The organism is Collinsella aerofaciens (genome assembly GCF_005845035.1).
In the GTDB taxonomy this organism is placed as follows: Bacteria; Actinomycetota; Coriobacteriia; order Coriobacteriales; family Coriobacteriaceae; genus Collinsella; species Collinsella aerofaciens_I.
The window spans coordinates 1-15,760 of sequence record NZ_SPFO01000016.1; the positions used below are offsets into that span (position 1 = coordinate 1).

Sequence of the window (15,760 nt, forward strand, 5' to 3'; positions counted from 1 at the left end):
GGCCGCGGGGGCGTTCGGCTAGCTGCGGGAATGGCCTATTTGCTCAATGTGTTCGGCTGAGATCGGAAATCAACCACTAGTCATTGGGGACGTTCTTAAACGACTGGTTATTCAAGAACGTCCCCAATGACTAGGTGGGGAAGGCGTGCGACAATGGTGGTCGTTGTGTTGTTCGCGCTAAGGAGTTGCCATGTTGTTGTGTCCTGTTTGCCATGAGCCGTTGGTGGATGACGAACGTGGTGCTGCATGCGCGGGTGGACACCGGTTTGACCGTGCGCGCGAGGGCTATCTATATCTGCTGCGCTCGTCCAAGAGCGGCGACTCCATGGGCGATCCCAAGTCGCAGGCGCGCAGCCGTTGTGACTTTCTAAACCGTGGCTACTATGCGCCGTTGCGCGATGCAATGGTCGAGCTGGTGCGCAAGCAGGTGTCTGGGCGTGCTGCGTCTACGAACGGCCCCATGACGCTGCTCGATATTTGCTGCGGCGAGGGCTACTACACCAGCGCCATGGGCGCGGTGCCGGGGGTGGATGCTTACGGTTTCGACCTGGGCAAAGAGATGGTGCGCCTTGCCGCCAAGCGCAGCGACGCGACCTACTTCGTGGCCAACATGAAGGATATCCCCGTGGCTAATGGCGCCTTCGATATGGTGACCGAGCTCTTCGCTCCCTTTAACGAGCGTGAGTTTGCCCGCGTGCTGGCGCCAGAGGGCTCGCTCTACACCGTGGTGCCGGGCGCCCGTCATCTGTTTGGGCTCAAGGAGGTACTCTACGACACGCCGTACCTTAACGATGAGAAGCTGCCGAAGACCACCGAGCTCGAGTTGGCCGGAACGCAGCGGGTGTCTGCGAACATTACGCTTCGGACCCAGGCCGACATCGAAGCCGTATTTCAGATGACGCCCTACTACTACCGCACACGCCCTGCCGACAAAGAGCGCCTGGCAAATTTGGACACGCTCCAGACCGACATCGACTTCATCATCGCCGAGTACCGCCACTGCTAACCTACCAAAAAGGGACAGGTTTGTTTTGGTAGGTTTTGTCTGGGCAAACGTAAAGGGCCGACCGCGGAGATGCGCGATCGGCCCTTTTTAGCTGCTTGGCTGCAGAGGTTATGAGAAGCGAGCGCTTACAGGCGGTCCTTGTTCTCGGCCTTAACGGCGTGTGCCTGCTGAACAAAGAACAGGTCGTAGACCACGATGACAAAGGCGACGATATTGACGGAGCTGCCGCCGAGCGCGGGAAGCGTGAGCGCGGCCTGCGCAATCGTGGCGATTGCGGCAACGATGCCGAGCTTAAACGCGCCGTCCACCTGCGAAGGCTTGTTGGCGCCCTTGATACCGGCGACGCCTGCGGCAAGGTCGACGAGTCCCTTAACGATCACCACAACAGCTGCGAGCGTGGCGTTCGACCCGTAAGCGGATCCAAAATTACCGGTAACAATGCCGGCGATTCCAATGACGAGGCTGGCGATGCCCAGAACAAAATAAATCAGGGCAAGGATTTTGAGTGTCTTGCGAGCGGCGCTCATGACTGGTCCTTTCGATGCGGGCGCGGTGGATCTATCGCACCCAGGTTACGGCACATATCGTGAAGCACATTGTAGTTCAACGGCGGCGTGCATGCGCTTGAAAGCGTCTCTTGCCTGCACGGTCCAACCTTTCAAAAAGGAAAGCTGGGCGTAAGTCAAATCGATGGCAGCGTAAGCGTGGCGCTGCGATGATGGGGCCATGGTAAGAGTTGGACCGAAGGAGGAGCCATGATGTACGGAGCAGAGCAGGTACGTGAGGCGCGGTCGTTGGGAAGGCGCATGAGTGATTCCGTGATCGCTGCTGTGTGCACGGGATTGATGGCGGTGCTTTGCATTGGGATGCTGTGGGCCATGTCGCATGTGGGACAATAGCGGACGGTTGGGTGCCGACATAAACGGCGCTCACGTATTCGTTTTGCTTGTTAAGGAGTACCCATGGGCGTCGTCGATCCCTTTTCTGTTGCTCGGTCCGCGGGGCTTGAGCTGATCGGGAAGTCCGAGGGCCTCACGCTCACCGACGGCACGATGGAGCTGCGTGCCGATTTTGGCCGCATGCTTCCACGGCTCAAGCAGGGCCGTCTGCAGCAAGAACTGCTGGTAAAGGCTGCGCGCGCAAAAGGCATCGAGCGCCCATGGGCGATTGATGCAACGGCAGGCTTTGGCGAGGATTCGCTGCTGTTGGCGGCCGCGGGCTTTAGCGTCGATCTGTATGAGCAGGATTGCGTGATCGCGGCGCTCCTCAAGGATGCCTTGGATCGCGCGGCAGATGATCCGGCGCTTGCGGCTGCCGTGTCGCGCATGCGCTTACATGCGGGCGAGGACAGCATTGCCGGCCTTCGCCATACAGCTGAGCTGATCGGGCAGGGCGAGCTTGCCGCTCCCGACGTGGTGTATCTGGACCCCATGTTTCCCGGGCGCACCAAGAGCGCGGCGGTTAAAAAGAAGTTCCAACTCTTGCACCATCTGGAACAGCCGTGCGCCGATGAGGAGACGCTGGTCGAAGCTGCGCTTGCGGTGCATCCGCGCAAGGTGGTTATCAAGCGACCGGTGAAGGGGCCGCTGCTTGCCGGCGTTAAGCCGAGCTATCAACTTGCGGGCAAGGCCGTTCGCTACGATGTTTTGGTGCCGCCGCACCCGTAGCTTGCGTGCGATGGTTGGCGCTCCGTCGGTGCCGTGCCGATGCGGTGCCTATTTCCAAGGGTGCGATGTCAGGTGCCAGCCGCCGCAGTATTCGCATTTGTAGCAGGCCAAACCGCGCCGCCCGCGGCTTTCGCAGTCGGCCATAACTGCCTCGGCCTCGGCGCGCGTGTCGTAACGGTTTTTGCGCTCGCACGATTTGTAGCGCCAGGCCTCATCGCGCTCGGCGTCCAGGGCGTCGCGGCGCTCGTCCTCGCGTGCAAACAGGTCGCTCATATCGCCGCCGGTGGCAGTGCTCAAAAACTCGCTTTTAGCTTTTGACCAGGCGGCTCGCTTTTTGCTTCCCATCTGCTTCGTGCCCCTCTCCAAATGCTGGTATCATTGCCCAATCAAAGTGATACCAATAAACGTGAGGTCGCCGCGTGATGATCAGAAAAACCCTCGATACCGACATTCCCGCCGTCATGGCTATCTATGACGCGGCCCGCGCCTTTATGCGCGCGCATGGCAACGCCACGCAGTGGCCCGAGGGCACGCCTTCTGCCGAGCAGCTGGCTGCCGATATCGCTGCTGGTGGCAGCTATGTGTGTGAAGTCGACGGCCGCGTGGTGGCGACGTTTGCCTTTTTACCGGGCCCGGACGAGTGCTATGACGTAATTGAGGACGGTCAATGGCGTAGCGACACTCCGTACGCCGTGCTGCACCGTGTGGCATCCGACGGCACCGTGCACGGTATCGCGGCTGCGATGTTTGCCTTTGCCAAGGAGCGTGCCGATCACCTGCGCATCGACACGCATCAGGACAACCTGCCCATGCAGGGCGCGAGCCTCAAGGCGGGGTTTGAGCGCGCCGGCATCGTGTATGTGTCCGACGGTACCCTGCGCGTGGCGTTTGACTGGCTGCGCGAGGCGTAAGAGCAGGAGCGCGTGTCAACAATTTGCACGAACGAAAATGGCCCCGGGTGGGGCCATTTTCGTTCGCTGGCTGTTTTGCAAGCCGGCTTTCGCAAGGCGCGAACCTACGAAAATCGCCGCGCGGCAACGCAGGGCGATGAGCTCGGTCGGGGGATAGGGCCCGCTTCGCCCGCCGGCCCGTAAATTGTATCATCCAGTGTAGAACGAGGACGCCCGTTGCCGCGTGCGATGGGCTTGCAATAAGAGGAGAGCCATGTCGAAGCAAGCGGTCGTTGGAATCTTGGCGCATGCCGATGCCGGCAAGACCACGTTGGCCGAGGCCATGCTATTCAACGCGGGCCGCATTCGCAAGCGCGGCCGCGTGGACAATGGCGATTCGCACCTGGACACTGACGCGATTGAGCGCGAGCGCGGTATCACGATCTTCTCGTCGCAGGCCGTGCTCGATCACGGCGATACCCATGTCATGCTCGTGGATGCGCCGGGGCATGTCGATTTTTCAGCCGAGGCGGAGCGCACGCTGCGCGCACTCGACTACGCGATTTTGGTTGTGGGTGCCAACGATGGCGTGCAGGGACACACCGAAACCCTGTGGCGCCTGCTTGCGCGCTATGACATTCCGACGTTCATCTATATCAACAAAATCGATTTGGAGAATCCCGGCCGCGATGTTTTGCTGGCACAGCTTGGGCAGCGTCTTTCCGAGGGCTGCCTGGATGCCAACGAACTGCTGGCGGGCGGCGCCGTTCAGGAGGACGCTGCTGCGTTGGACGAGGCGGCGCTCGAGGAGTTTTTTGAAGCGGGCGAGCTTTCTGTCGCAACGCTGTCGCGCATGGTTGCCGAGCGCAAGCTCTTTCCCTGCTTTGCCGGCTCGGCGCTCAGGGACCAGGGCGTGGACGAACTGCTGGATGGCATATGTGCGCTGATGCGCGAACAGGCGTGGCTCCCGGAGTTTGCCGCGCGCGTCTATCGTGTCAGCCGCGGGGATCGCGGCGAGCGTTTGGCTTGGGTTAAAGTGACCGGCGGCACGCTGCACGCAAAACAGATGATTGGCGGACGTTCCGGTGCCGAGGCATGGGAGCAAAAGATCGATCAGGTGCGCATCTATAACGGCGAGAAATACGAGCTTGCACAGAAAGTTGCCGCTGGCGGCATCTGCGCCGTGACGGGTCTTGCACACGTTCGCCCAGGGGACGCCCTGGGCGCGGAGCCCGCGGGCGATGCGCCCGTCATTGCGCCAGTCCTTACCTATACGGTGCTTCCGGGCGAACACGATGTCCATGCGGTGTTCAAAGCACTGACTGAGTTGGCGGACGAAGATCCTATGCTCGGCGTAAGCTGGAATACGCATCTTGAGCAGATTCATTTGCAGTTGATGGGCGCCGTGCAGCTCGAGGTCGTGCAGCGGGTGTTGGCCGATCGCTTTGGCCTTTCGATTGATTTTGAGTCTGGCGGCATTCTCTATAAGGAGACTATTTCGCAGCCGGTCGAGGGCGTGGGCCACTTTGAGCCACTGCGCCACTATGCCGAGGTACATCTGCGCCTGGAGCCATTGCCGGCGGGTTCGGGCGTGCAGTTTGGCACCGTTACCTCGACCGACGAGCTCGATCTTAACTGGCAGCGTCTGGCGCTCACCAACGCCATGGAGCGCGATCACCTGGGCGTGCTGACCGGCTCTCCCATCACCGATGTGCGCATTACGCTCACGGGCGGCCGTGCGCATGCCAAACACACCGAGGGCGGCGATTTTCGCCAGGCCACGTACCGCGCGATTCGCCAGGGGCTCATGCAGGCGCGTGAGGCCGGCGCGGCGGTGCTGTTGGAGCCGTGGTATCGCTTTGAACTCGAGGTGCCGGGGGAGTGCGTGGGCCGGGCGCTCTCGGATGCCACACGCATGGGTGCCGAGTACGAGCCGCCGACGATGGCGGGAGACCGGGCGAAGCTTGTGGGTCGTGTGCCGGCATCCGAGGTGCAGGATTACGCGCTGGAGGTGGCCGCCTACACGAGTGGTCGCGGTCATCTGTACCTGGAGTTCGCCGGCTATGCGGCTTGCCATGATGCCGAGCGCGTCATCGAGGCGGCCGCCTATGAGCCCGAGGCCGATCTGCCCAACACGCCCGATTCGGTCTTTTGCTCTCACGGCGCCGGTTACACGGTCAAATGGTACGACGTACCCGCCGCAGCCCACGTAAAGGTCGATCCCGCCACCTTCCGCCCCTGGCGAGCGGCGGACGCCGAGTTTTTCGGCCATAGGTGATAGAGGGTCAGTCTCTTTATCGCATCCTGTTGGTATAACTCGGTATAAGTTGGTATAACTATTACCAGGGTTTGCCAATCCGAGGAGGCCGACATGAATCCAAATCCCTTTAAGCCTACGGCTGGCAAGCGGCCCCCGGTACTCATCGGCCGCGAGTCGGTCATCGAAGATTTTGAGGAAGGGCTCGATAACGGCGCTGGAGCGCCGGGCAGGTTCATGCTCATTACGGGAAACCGCGGCTGCGGCAAAACGGTTCTCCTGCGGGAGCTGCAACGTTTGGCTAGCGAGCGCGGATGGGCGGTTGTTTCCGATTCCGCTTCGCTTGGCTTATGCGACCGCTTGGCCGAGGCGCTTCGCTCGAATAAGCCCGTTGTGACGTCAATGGAGTTCGGTCCGTCGTTTGGTCGGATGTCGGTTGAGGCGGCGCGAGCAAAAGGCGAGACGTTGCGAGGGCTGGTCAACGAACGCCTCAAGAAACTCGGGCCAGGCAAGGGCATACTGTTTGCGATTGACGAGGCGCAGTCTGCGTCTATCGAGGAGCTGGCGGCGCTGGCCGTTCTCTATCAGCAAGTGCTTGGAGACCAAGATGCCACGGGCTTGCCCGATAGCGACCAGCGCGGTCTTGCGCTGGTTTTTGCCGGCTTGCCCAGTATGGTTGATGACTTGCTCGAAGAGCCGAGCGTAACGTTTCTGCGCCGCGCCCAGCAGCGTACGCTGGGGGCGATTTCTTTGCCCAAAGTGCGCGATTCATATATCCAGACGGTCAAAGACGCTGGTCTTTACGTTGACACGGAGACGGCGGACCTTGCGGCACACAAGAGCATGGGGCATCCCTATATGGTCCAGTTGGTGGGCTATTACATGTGGCGCTCTGCCGTCCGGCGCAACTCGCAGGTCATTGAAAGGTGCGATGTCGAGGCTGGCCATGCGGATGCCATCTCTGAGTTCTACGAAGCGGTCGACGCGCCCCTGTATTATGGATTGCGCAGTCCGCAACGCCTCTTTATCGAGGCCATGGCTGCTGACGAGGGTAAGCCGACGCGCATGGCGGACATCATTGAGCGTTGCGATCGCACCCAGAGCTGGGCGAGTAAATATCGTGCAAGCCTGATTCGCGAGCGCGTCATCGAGGCCGCCGGATACGGCCTCGTCCGGTTTACCGTGCCCATGCTGGGCGCGTACGTTCGCGATCGAGTTATATGGCATGAGTAGGGTGATAAAGGTGACGGAACAGAAGATGAGCCCGCAGGCTATTGAGGTGCGCGGCGCACGCGTCCATAACCTTAAAGACATCGATATCGATATTCCGCTGGGAAAGCTCGTGGGTATTGCCGGCGTGTCGGGCTCGGGCAAGAGTTCGCTGGCACTGGGAGTTCTTTATGCCGAGGGCTCGCGTCGTTACTTGGAGGCGCTCAGCACCTATACTCGACGTCGCCTGACGCAGGCCGAGCATGCCCAGGTGGACGAGGTTCTGCACGTGCCGGCGGCGCTCGCATTGCATCAGCGCCCCAGCGTGCCGGGTGTGCGTTCCACTTTTGGCACCATGACCGAGCTCAACAACAGCCTGCGTCTGCTCTTTAGCCGCTGCGCCCATCACGTGTGCCCGCATTGCGGGGCGCGTGTGGAGCCGAGCCTTAACGTAGCTGCGGGCCTGTCGCTCACGTGCCCTGCGTGCGGCCGCGAGTTCTACGCGCCGGGCGCCGAGGACCTTGCCTTTAACAGCGGTGGCGCGTGTCCCACCTGTGGCGGAACCGGTGTCATGCGCGAGGTGGACGAGGCGAGCCTGGTGCCCGACGAGTCAAAGACTATCAACGAGGGCGCGGTGCTTCCTTGGGGCACGCTCATGTGGGATCTGATGAAGCAGGTGGCCGGCGAGATGGGCGTGCGCACTGACGTGCCGTTTAACCAGCTCTCGCCTCAAGAGCGCGACATCGTGTTCCATGGCCCGGCGGTTAAGAAACACATTCTCTACGTTCCCAAAAACGGCGAGGGCGCTACGCCGCTCGACTTTACCTATTACAACGCCGTCTATACCGTTGAGAATGCGCTTGCCAAGGTCAAGGACGATAAGGGGCTTAAGCGCGTGGCGCGCTTTTTGCGCGAGGGCCCATGCCGCGACTGCAGCGGCACGCGTCTCTCCGAGGCTGCGCGTCAGCCGCAGGTGCGCGGTATCAATCTGGCGCAAGCGGCGGCCATGACGCTGGGTGAGGCGATTGAGTGGGTGCGCGGGGTACCTACGTCCTTGCCGGCCGAGATGCAGCCCATGGCAGCGGATATCTGCGATTCGTTTTTGAGCGTGGCCCGTCGTCTGGTCGACCTGGGTCTCGATTACCTTTCACTCGACCGCGCTGGTGCCACGCTCTCCACGGGTGAGCGCCAGCGTGTGCAGCTCGCCCGCGTGGTGCGCAACCGATCGACGGGCGTGCTTTATGTGCTGGATGAGCCCTCGATCGGCTTGCATCCTGCCAATGTCGACGGCCTGGTTGGCGTGATGCGCGACCTGGTAGGCGACGGCAACACCGTGGTTGTTGTCGACCATGATACGCGCGCACTGGCGGAAGTCGACTATCTGGTCGAGATGGGCCCCGTTGCCGGAGCAGGCGGCGGCAGCGTAATCGCCGCTGGTACGGTAGACGAGGTCGAGCAATCGCAGAGCAGCCGTATCGCTCCGTTTTTGCGCGTCGAGCCCAAGCGTTTGCGCCCACAGGTGACTGACGACGAAATGTTCGACCAGGGCCACATCCGCATGGCAACTAATGCCATCCATACCGTCAAGCCGCTCGAAGTCGATATTCCGCGCGGCCGTCTTGTCGCGGTGACGGGCGTTTCGGGTTCGGGCAAGACGACGTTGGTGCTCGAGACGCTCATTCCGGCGCTTAGAGCCCAGGCAGCTGGCGAGCGCCTGCCAAGCCATGTGCGCTGGGTCGACGCCGAGGGTATCGCACGCGCCAACCTGATTGACGCCACGCCTATCGGCGCCAACGTGCGCTCGACGGTGGCGACCTATGCCGACATCCATGATGAGCTGCGCCGCGCCTTCGCCCGTACGCCCGAGGCCAAGGCAGCCGGCTACAAGGCGGGTGCCTTTAGCTACAACACTGGCGCCTTGCGCTGCCCTACGTGCGATGGCACGGGCTCGATATCGCTCGACGTGCAGTTTCTGCCCGACGTCGAGATCGTCTGCCCGGCATGTCGTGGTTCGCGTTATGCAGACGCGGCTTCGCATATCCATCGCGAGGGCAAGGACGGGAGTCTGCTTACGTTGCCGCAGCTCATGGACATGAGCGTGGACGAGGCCATCGACGCCACACTGGGACTCAAGAAAGTTCAGACGCGCTTGCAGACCTTGCGCGACCTGGGATTGGGTTATCTCACGCTTGGTGAGCCCACGCCGGCGCTCTCGGGCGGCGAGGCGCAGCGCCTTAAGCTTGCGAGCGAGATGGGCCGCGTGCAGGATGACGCCGTGTTTGTGTTCGACGAGCCCACGATCGGACTACATCCGCTCGATGTTCAGGTGCTGTTGAACGTGTTTGACGGCCTTGTTGCCAAGGGCGCCACGGTTGTCGTGATCGAGCACGACCTCGATCTTATCCGTAACGCCGATTACGTGATCGACATGGGCCCGGGCGGTGGCGACGCGGGCGGGCAAATCGTCTGCGCCGGAACGTCGGCGGATATCGCAGCTTGCTCCAAGAGCATTACCGGTCGCTACCTATAGGCAATGTGACAAAGGGACTGTCCCTTTGCCTCATTGATGCCTATTTCATGCATTGAGCGGCGAGATAGTCGCGGAAGAATGGCAATTCAAAAGCGACGATTCCGCGCCCGCGTTCTCCAATGATGCCGGCATCTATCATGCGGCGTCGGTAGCGGGAGACCTGCTGCGGCGAACGCTTAAGGCGTTCGACAAGGTCAGCGGTGGTGGACTCTTCCTCGTCATCGAGCATGGCGATGAGGAATCGCTTGTCCTCTGCCGTGAGTTCCCGATAGGTTGCCGCGAGGATTCGGTCGTCCATCTCGTCGCGCGCGATTTTGATTCCCAGGTCAAAGTCGCGTGACGAGATTTCCTTCGAATCGCTTGTGAGATCCCAGGCACGGTAGCCTACAAGTTGCAATAAGAAGGGAAAACCAGAGATCGAGCGAACGGCTCTATCGATTCCCTCAGCATCTGCCAGGCGATCGTTTTCCTGGATTGTGCGAATCAAGGCCTCGCGTACGTCATAGTCGGCAATGCGACCCAGATGATATTGTTGGGCGCGGCGAAGGAACGAGACCGTCTTGTGGTTCAGCAACGTCGAGACGTTGTTGGGAAGTCCCGCCATGAGCAGGGCGACGCGTTTCCCATCGGTCACAAAGTGCTGATACGTCGCTGCGAGCCGAATCATCTCGTCGAGTGTCGGGTCCACCTCGTCAACCGTGACGAGCAGACCGGTGCCCGCCTCGTTGAGCTGGTCGATGATGTCGCTCATGCGATAACGCCAGGTTGAGGCATCGTGAACGCGATTGACCTCAATGCTGCCGAGCGGTGCAATTCCGAGACCGGTGACTTCGAAGTGGTTGGACGAGTCGACGAGATGGGCTGCGGCACGTTTCGCCCCGAACTCGATTTCCTCAAGCATTCCCGGGAGCGCGGTCGTCTTTACGGCTATCCAGCCGTGGGATTCCGCCCTTGTCGCGAGCGACGACATGAGAGCGGTTTTACCGGTTCCACGCGCGCCTGAGAAGATCGAGGTCAATTCTGGGCGCCTGCGCTGACTCAAGAAGGCACGGTCCAAATCCCGAATAATCTGTTGTCTGCCAGCGAGATGGGCAGGAACCTCGCCAAAGCTAGGGGTAAACGGGTTTTCGAGGTATTCCACAATACCCTCCTTTCACACCGCCGTTTAACTTCATTTTATTCTAGTTAATTTCAGTTAAAAACGATTAATTTTATTTCAAAGCATAAGGTTGGCGTCGCGCGTTATCGAAGTGGTGCTTGAATAACTTACGTTGGAGCCCGAAAATGGGTTCAACCCATTCGCGAAATTTGCACGCCCTATTGTGAGTGGGCTCTCAGATGAGCTGAAGCTGCCATCGTGCGGCTGATAGGGGCAATCATGAAAAACAGAATCTATGGGTATGCTCGAGTTTCGTCAGCAGATCAGAACCTGGATCGCCAACTGGATGCGCTGGAGCGGTTTCCGGTCCAAACGAATTTGATCTACGCTGACAAAGCGAGCGGAAAGGACTTCAGGCGTCCTCAGTACCAGCGTCTTCTTCGTCGTCTGCGCGAAGGGGACGTTCTGGTGATTAAGAGTATCGACCGATTAGGCCGCGGCTACCGTGAAGTTCTCGATGAATGGCGTCGCCTAACGACGGACAAGCACGTTGCCATCGTGGTGCTCGATATGCCATTGCTTGATACACGCGAACAACCCAATGGAATTACGGGGACTTTTATTGCCGATCTAGTGCTTCAGGTTTTGAGCTACGTGGCTCAGGTGGAGCGCGAAAACATAAAGCAGCGCCAGGCGGAGGGTATCGCGTCGGCGCGTCTGCGGGGTGTGAGATTTGGGAGACCGACGCTCGAACGTCCGGATAGCTACCGCGATGTCATCAAATCATTCGAAGGAGGTGAGGTTACGAGGCAAGAGGCCGCAATGCTTTTGAACGTTAGCGCATCGACGTTTGATCGTTGGAGACGGGCGGACGCGAACGGATATGACCGTTCGCCGTCTGCCCGTCCTCTTTAGCTAGACATTTTGACGAGGGGAGTTTATTGCACAGGGCCCACTCCTTCCCTCGATGTTTATCCAGTTCACGCCCTTGAATCAAATAGTGCCACTGCGTCGCCAATTCGTCTGCTATTTGACGAGGGGGTTAGATATCGTGTTTTGTATTTAAAGGAGGACAAGATGAAAAGGCATTATGGGATGGCTGCGGCGATCTCGCTATTTGCGACGGTGCTCTGTGGGGCACTTCTGCTGAGCGGCTGTTCACAGGTTGAGAAGAAAAACGATGGGCCTGATTATGCCGATGAACGTGCAATGGCCGTGATTGCTCAAGGCTATCAAAAGCGGCCGGATTACCTTGAATCACTGGGAGAGGATGCTGATCTGGGCTCTAATAAAGTTCGAAAAGAGGCAATTAAAACCGAGATCGATAACGACAAAGAACTCAAAAAGGCGTCATTTAAAGACACTAAGATGCAAGAAGACGTCATTGCCTATCTCAATTTGCTTGATAATCAGCTTGATGTTGTCAAGAAGTATGCGGAATCGGATCCCAAGTATTACGACGAATGGGAAAAGGCCTATGACGCACGATCTGCACAGCTTAAGAAACTGGTTGATCGGTATGACTTGACGGTCGATGATGAGTATCGAGATGCGTTTGACGAGCTGATCAAGAACGGTAGGACCGTGGAGGAGAAGACGCATAATGATGAGGTTATCAACGGCCTGCTCTCATCGGCGACCTTTGAGAAAAGTGACGACGGCTACGGCCTCTATACGTACACCGCAATCGTCGAAAACACCTCTGACATATCGTTCGAAAACGTTTTTCTAAATGTTGCTCTTTACGATGCCGATGGTGTAAGGGCGGAAGAATGCTACGCAGATACATCCGCCTGGGCGCCTGGCGAGAAGGTGAAGTTTGAGGTAATGAGTGAGGTAGACGCTTCGAGGGTCGCGCCGACAGTATCGAATTACAGCATCAAGGAATAATTCGCGGGAATTGGAAAGAATGCGCGACCGTTTTCTCCGAACGGTCGCGTTTTGCATTAAGCCGTTGACAGAATGATTCGTGCCGTCATGTGCACGATAGAAGATGATGGAGAAGTCGGGCCCATAAAAGAAAGGCGAAGCAGGATGACAAGAACAAACTTGTTTACAACAATAACGCAAAAGCTAATCTTTGGCGGTTTGCTGGCTGTTACGGCCGTGGCGACTGCCGGGTGTATCTGGTTGTATTTGACACGTAATCCTACAACGATCACCGATGATTCGATTCGCGAGGAGATCGCGCCGGTCGTAAAGCTTGTGACGTACGAATATAACTTTACGCAGCTGCTCTCAATCGATGAAGCGGGGAATCCGCTTGGGTGGGAAAACCCCTTTACGTCTAAGCGATATGTCGCAACGATTGACGGCAAGGCTGATATCGGGATCGATGCCGATAAAATGAAGATTGAAATCAAGCGGGTTGATATGAACGACGAGAACTCAGAGGTCAAGAGCGTAAAGGTTACATTGCCTCACTCGGAAATTACCTCTTTCTCAACAGACCCCAATACACTGAAGAAATATGTTGAGGACAATGGTTTTCTGAACTGGAATCAAGTAAGTACGGACGATCTGAACGGTTTGTTGAAACAGGCGAAGAAAGAGCAGACCAAGAAGGTCGAAGAGAGCGATATGCTCAAAGAATCTGATGATAGAGCCAGCGGATTGATCGAAAAACAGGTCAAAGCCCTATGCGGCGACGATGTCGATATTAACGTTACGTTTAAGTAAGGGTGAATGGTGTGTCCGATAAACGACAACAGTTTGGTGAGGCGGAGCCCGAAAAGCAGCGTAAGCCCGGTGTCGGTTCTTCTTCGCTGGAGAACATAATGTTTGGAGCATTAAATGGCGCGCAAAACGCCATTATGGGTGTGGTCAAGGAGACCCAAAAGAAATCGAGTGAATTGGCGGACGCCGCTAGCCCGTTGGCGGATAATGCGCTTAAAGGTATTACTGACTTTGCAAATGGGATTGCTTCTGTAACTGCAGCCGCGGCGAATGAACGCTACAGCGCAAAGCGACAAGAGCAACTCGGCCTGCCATCGACGCTCGTTGACGATAACGGTGATTGGGTGTTGCCCGATCCGTTGCTGACCAATCAAGAGCTTGCCGAGCTTGAGGTATTGACCGAGCAATACGAAAAGATGGTAGCGCCTTCAAAGCTCAAGCAGCTGACCGATATGGCTGGGCTAAAGATACCGGAGAATCTTCGCACTGCCGTTGGAGATGCGGTCGATGAGCTTACAAGTGAGATTCAGCAACAAGAGCTATATGCACAGGTTATGAAGCAGGTCGTCGATGGTTTCAAGGCTATCGAGGAGCAAGCTGCCAAGTACAGCGTTACTGAGGCGCAGATTGTTGAGGCCGCAAATACTACGCTTGAAGGCGTTACTATCCGTTCGATTGACGAGTTATTCATGCTTCGCAGTTTTGACGTCGCGAGGATTGCGGCAGGTGAGAACGGTAGACACTTGCTGCTTGCGGCGACCGAGGGTGCGGTGACGGGTGCTCCTGGGTTTGCCGGTTTGCCCTTCAATATCGTATTCAGCATGTTTCTCTATTATCGCGCGGTGCAGTCGGTTGCCATGATGTACGGATTTAACGTTAAAGAGGATCCGGCTGAAATGGTCATTGCGGGCGATGTGTTTTCAAACGCGATGGCTCCGTCGGCAGGCTCTGCTGATGGCATGGCTGTCACAATCGGTAAAGTGATGCTTGTAGCCGAGATGGAGGGTGTGAAGCAGACGGTCAAGAAAGGCTGGACGGCAATGGCGGCACGGGGCGGCGCGGCTATGCTTGTCACGCAGATTCGCGCCCTTGCTAATGCCGCTGCACGTAAGGCACTCGAGAATGCTGGCAAGAAGTCGCTCGAGAATAGTGTTTTCAAAAACGTACTCGAACAAATTGGCAGGAATATCACTCAAAAATCCCTCGGTAAGGCCATTCCCGTGTTTGGCGGCGTTGTCGGCGCCTTGTTTGACGTCTCGCAGATGAATCGTGTTTTGCAATATGCCAACATCTTCTACCATAAGCGGTTCATCATTGAAAAACAGGAGCGTATTGCAATACTTGTCGGTATGGAGACTGTCTCTGTGGGTGGTGAGGTTGAGATTTGCTCCGCAGAAGGATAGTCGGCCGCATTCTTTGGTGACTGAGAGCCTAGGCGGCATTTGGTGTAAATCGGTGTAGGTCGGGGCGCGGATGTCATTGAACGTTGCGACCACACTCGGGGTTGGGCGAGTGCCTTCGCGATCGCGTGCTGTGGCACGAATGTGGCCTTGTTGCCAAGGGCGCCACAGTCGTCGTGATTGAACACGATCTCGACCTTATCCGTAATGCCGATTACGTGATCGACATGGGCCCGGGTGGCGGCGACGCGGGCGGACAGATCGTCTGCGCCGGTACGCCGGCCAGCATCGCGGCGTGCCCCACAAGCATCACCGGCCGTTACTTATAATGGCACTAGAACCTATTCCATCCCCGCAAAGCCTGTTTGGCGCAGGGCTTCGTAGAGGACGATGGCGGCGCTGTTGGAGAGGTTGAGGGCGCTGATGCGGTAGTCGTCCGGGTTGACGAAGTTGCCGCAGATGTCTTGTTGAAGGATGGCCTCGTGGCCGTCCTCGGTATGCCCCAGCGATTCCTCGTGAGCTTCCCAAGCCTCGGCGTTATCGAGCGAGTCGCAATCGCGCAGCATCGGGATGCGCTCGCAGCGCGCGGGCGCCGCGGCGAGCAGTGGCTCGGGAATGCCCGAGCTCTCGCTGCCAAAGACCAAGTAGTCGCCATCGCGGTAGGTACTCTGCGCATAGGTGCGGCGTGCCTTTTTGGTCAGCAGATGCAGGCGACCATCGGCAGGGGAGAGGCCGTTGCGCGCAAGAAAATCCTCCCAGCCAGCATAGGTCGTCACGTCCAAGTTTTGCCAGTAGCCCAGGCCGGCGCGGCGTACCGTCTTGTCGTCGAGCGAAAAGCCCAACGGCTCCACCAGATGCAGGCGGGCGCCGGTGACAACGCAGGTACGGCCGATATTGCCCGTATTGGCCGGAATCTCGGGCGCATACAGCACGATGTTGAACATGAATCTCCTTGGCTCAGAACGAAAAACCACCACGAAGAGCACCTTCGTGGTGGTTTGGCGGTTACATAGGCGGAAAAATGCC

Annotated in this window: 15 protein-coding genes and 1 pseudogene; 12 read left to right on the plus strand and 4 right to left on the minus strand. The window is 58.2% G+C overall.

Annotated elements, in window-relative coordinates; genetic code table 11:
- Positions 1-190: 190 nt before the first annotated feature.
- A complete protein-coding gene (locus FGQ67_RS07590) occupies positions 191-1,006 on the plus strand; it encodes a putative RNA methyltransferase (protein ID WP_138341081.1) in 816 nt (271 codons plus the stop codon).
- Between the two features lie 125 nt (positions 1,007-1,131).
- Here FGQ67_RS07590 and FGQ67_RS07595 read toward each other — a convergent pair whose 3' ends face one another.
- Positions 1,132-1,533, minus strand: coding sequence for a hypothetical protein (locus FGQ67_RS07595; protein WP_138341083.1), 402 nt, complete (start codon positions 1,531-1,533; stop codon positions 1,132-1,134).
- 228 nt (positions 1,534-1,761) lie between these two features.
- On the opposite strand from FGQ67_RS07595, the gene FGQ67_RS10115 reads away from it, so the two are divergent.
- The gene (locus FGQ67_RS10115; RefSeq protein ID WP_171025253.1) at positions 1,762-1,905 is read left to right on the plus strand and encodes a hypothetical protein; all 144 of its coding nucleotides are present in this window, start codon (positions 1,762-1,764) and stop codon (positions 1,903-1,905) included.
- A gap of 63 nt (positions 1,906-1,968) precedes the next feature.
- A complete protein-coding gene (locus FGQ67_RS07600; protein WP_138341085.1) occupies positions 1,969-2,673 on the plus strand; it encodes a class I SAM-dependent methyltransferase in 705 nt (234 codons plus the stop codon).
- Positions 2,674-2,721: 48 nt separating this feature from the next.
- Here the strand turns inward: FGQ67_RS07600 and FGQ67_RS07605 are convergent, their stop codons facing one another.
- Entirely contained in the window at positions 2,722-2,970 is a 249-nt protein-coding gene (locus tag FGQ67_RS07605) for a hypothetical protein (RefSeq protein WP_225093295.1), read from the minus strand.
- A 125-nt stretch (positions 2,971-3,095) separates the two neighbouring features.
- Between FGQ67_RS07605 and FGQ67_RS07610 the strand changes: the two genes are divergently transcribed.
- The 4 genes from FGQ67_RS07610 (at position 3,096) to FGQ67_RS07625 (ending at position 9,559) form a co-directional block, all read left to right on the plus strand.
- Complete coding sequence (locus tag FGQ67_RS07610; protein ID WP_138341089.1) at positions 3,096-3,584, plus strand: GNAT family N-acetyltransferase; 489 nt, start codon at positions 3,096-3,098, stop codon at positions 3,582-3,584.
- A 253-nt stretch (positions 3,585-3,837) separates the two neighbouring features.
- Entirely contained in the window at positions 3,838-5,841 is a 2,004-nt protein-coding gene (locus tag FGQ67_RS07615) for a GTP-binding protein (protein WP_138341091.1), read from the plus strand.
- A gap of 93 nt (positions 5,842-5,934) precedes the next feature.
- Positions 5,935-7,053, plus strand: coding sequence for an AAA family ATPase (locus FGQ67_RS07620; RefSeq protein ID WP_138341094.1), 1,119 nt, complete (start codon positions 5,935-5,937; stop codon positions 7,051-7,053).
- A complete protein-coding gene (locus tag FGQ67_RS07625; RefSeq protein WP_171025254.1) occupies positions 7,046-9,559 on the plus strand; it encodes an excinuclease ABC subunit UvrA in 2,514 nt (837 codons plus the stop codon). The genes FGQ67_RS07620 and FGQ67_RS07625 overlap by 8 nt, the downstream gene beginning before the upstream one ends.
- Before the next feature lie 40 nt (positions 9,560-9,599).
- On the opposite strand, the gene FGQ67_RS07630 is transcribed toward FGQ67_RS07625, so the two are convergent.
- The gene (locus FGQ67_RS07630; protein WP_138341095.1) at positions 9,600-10,700 is read right to left on the minus strand and encodes an AAA family ATPase; all 1,101 of its coding nucleotides are present in this window, start codon (positions 10,698-10,700) and stop codon (positions 9,600-9,602) included.
- Positions 10,701-10,937: 237 nt separating this feature from the next.
- On the opposite strand from FGQ67_RS07630, the gene FGQ67_RS07635 reads away from it, so the two are divergent.
- The 5 genes and pseudogenes from FGQ67_RS07635 to FGQ67_RS07655 all read left to right on the plus strand — a co-directional run.
- Positions 10,938-11,573, plus strand: a complete 636-nt coding sequence (locus tag FGQ67_RS07635; RefSeq protein WP_138341097.1) for a recombinase family protein — start codon at positions 10,938-10,940, stop codon at positions 11,571-11,573.
- Positions 11,574-11,753: 180 nt separating this feature from the next.
- A complete protein-coding gene (locus tag FGQ67_RS07640) occupies positions 11,754-12,548 on the plus strand; it encodes an FxLYD domain-containing protein (RefSeq protein WP_171025255.1) in 795 nt (264 codons plus the stop codon).
- A 144-nt stretch (positions 12,549-12,692) separates the two neighbouring features.
- The gene (locus FGQ67_RS07645) at positions 12,693-13,337 is read left to right on the plus strand and encodes a DUF4230 domain-containing protein (RefSeq protein WP_171025256.1); all 645 of its coding nucleotides are present in this window, start codon (positions 12,693-12,695) and stop codon (positions 13,335-13,337) included.
- Positions 13,338-13,348: 11 nt separating this feature from the next.
- Positions 13,349-14,737 (plus strand): EcsC family protein, encoded by a 1,389-nt coding sequence (locus tag FGQ67_RS07650; protein WP_138341102.1) that lies wholly within the window; start codon positions 13,349-13,351, stop codon positions 14,735-14,737.
- 146 nt (positions 14,738-14,883) lie between these two features.
- Positions 14,884-15,063: pseudogene (locus FGQ67_RS07655) on the plus strand (hypothetical protein); the annotation flags it as partial.
- A gap of 12 nt (positions 15,064-15,075) precedes the next feature.
- On the opposite strand, the gene FGQ67_RS07660 reads toward FGQ67_RS07655, so the two are convergent.
- Positions 15,076-15,678 (minus strand): tRNA (cytidine(34)-2'-O)-methyltransferase, encoded by a 603-nt coding sequence (locus FGQ67_RS07660; protein ID WP_138341104.1) that lies wholly within the window; start codon positions 15,676-15,678, stop codon positions 15,076-15,078.
- Positions 15,679-15,760: the final 82 nt, after the last annotated feature.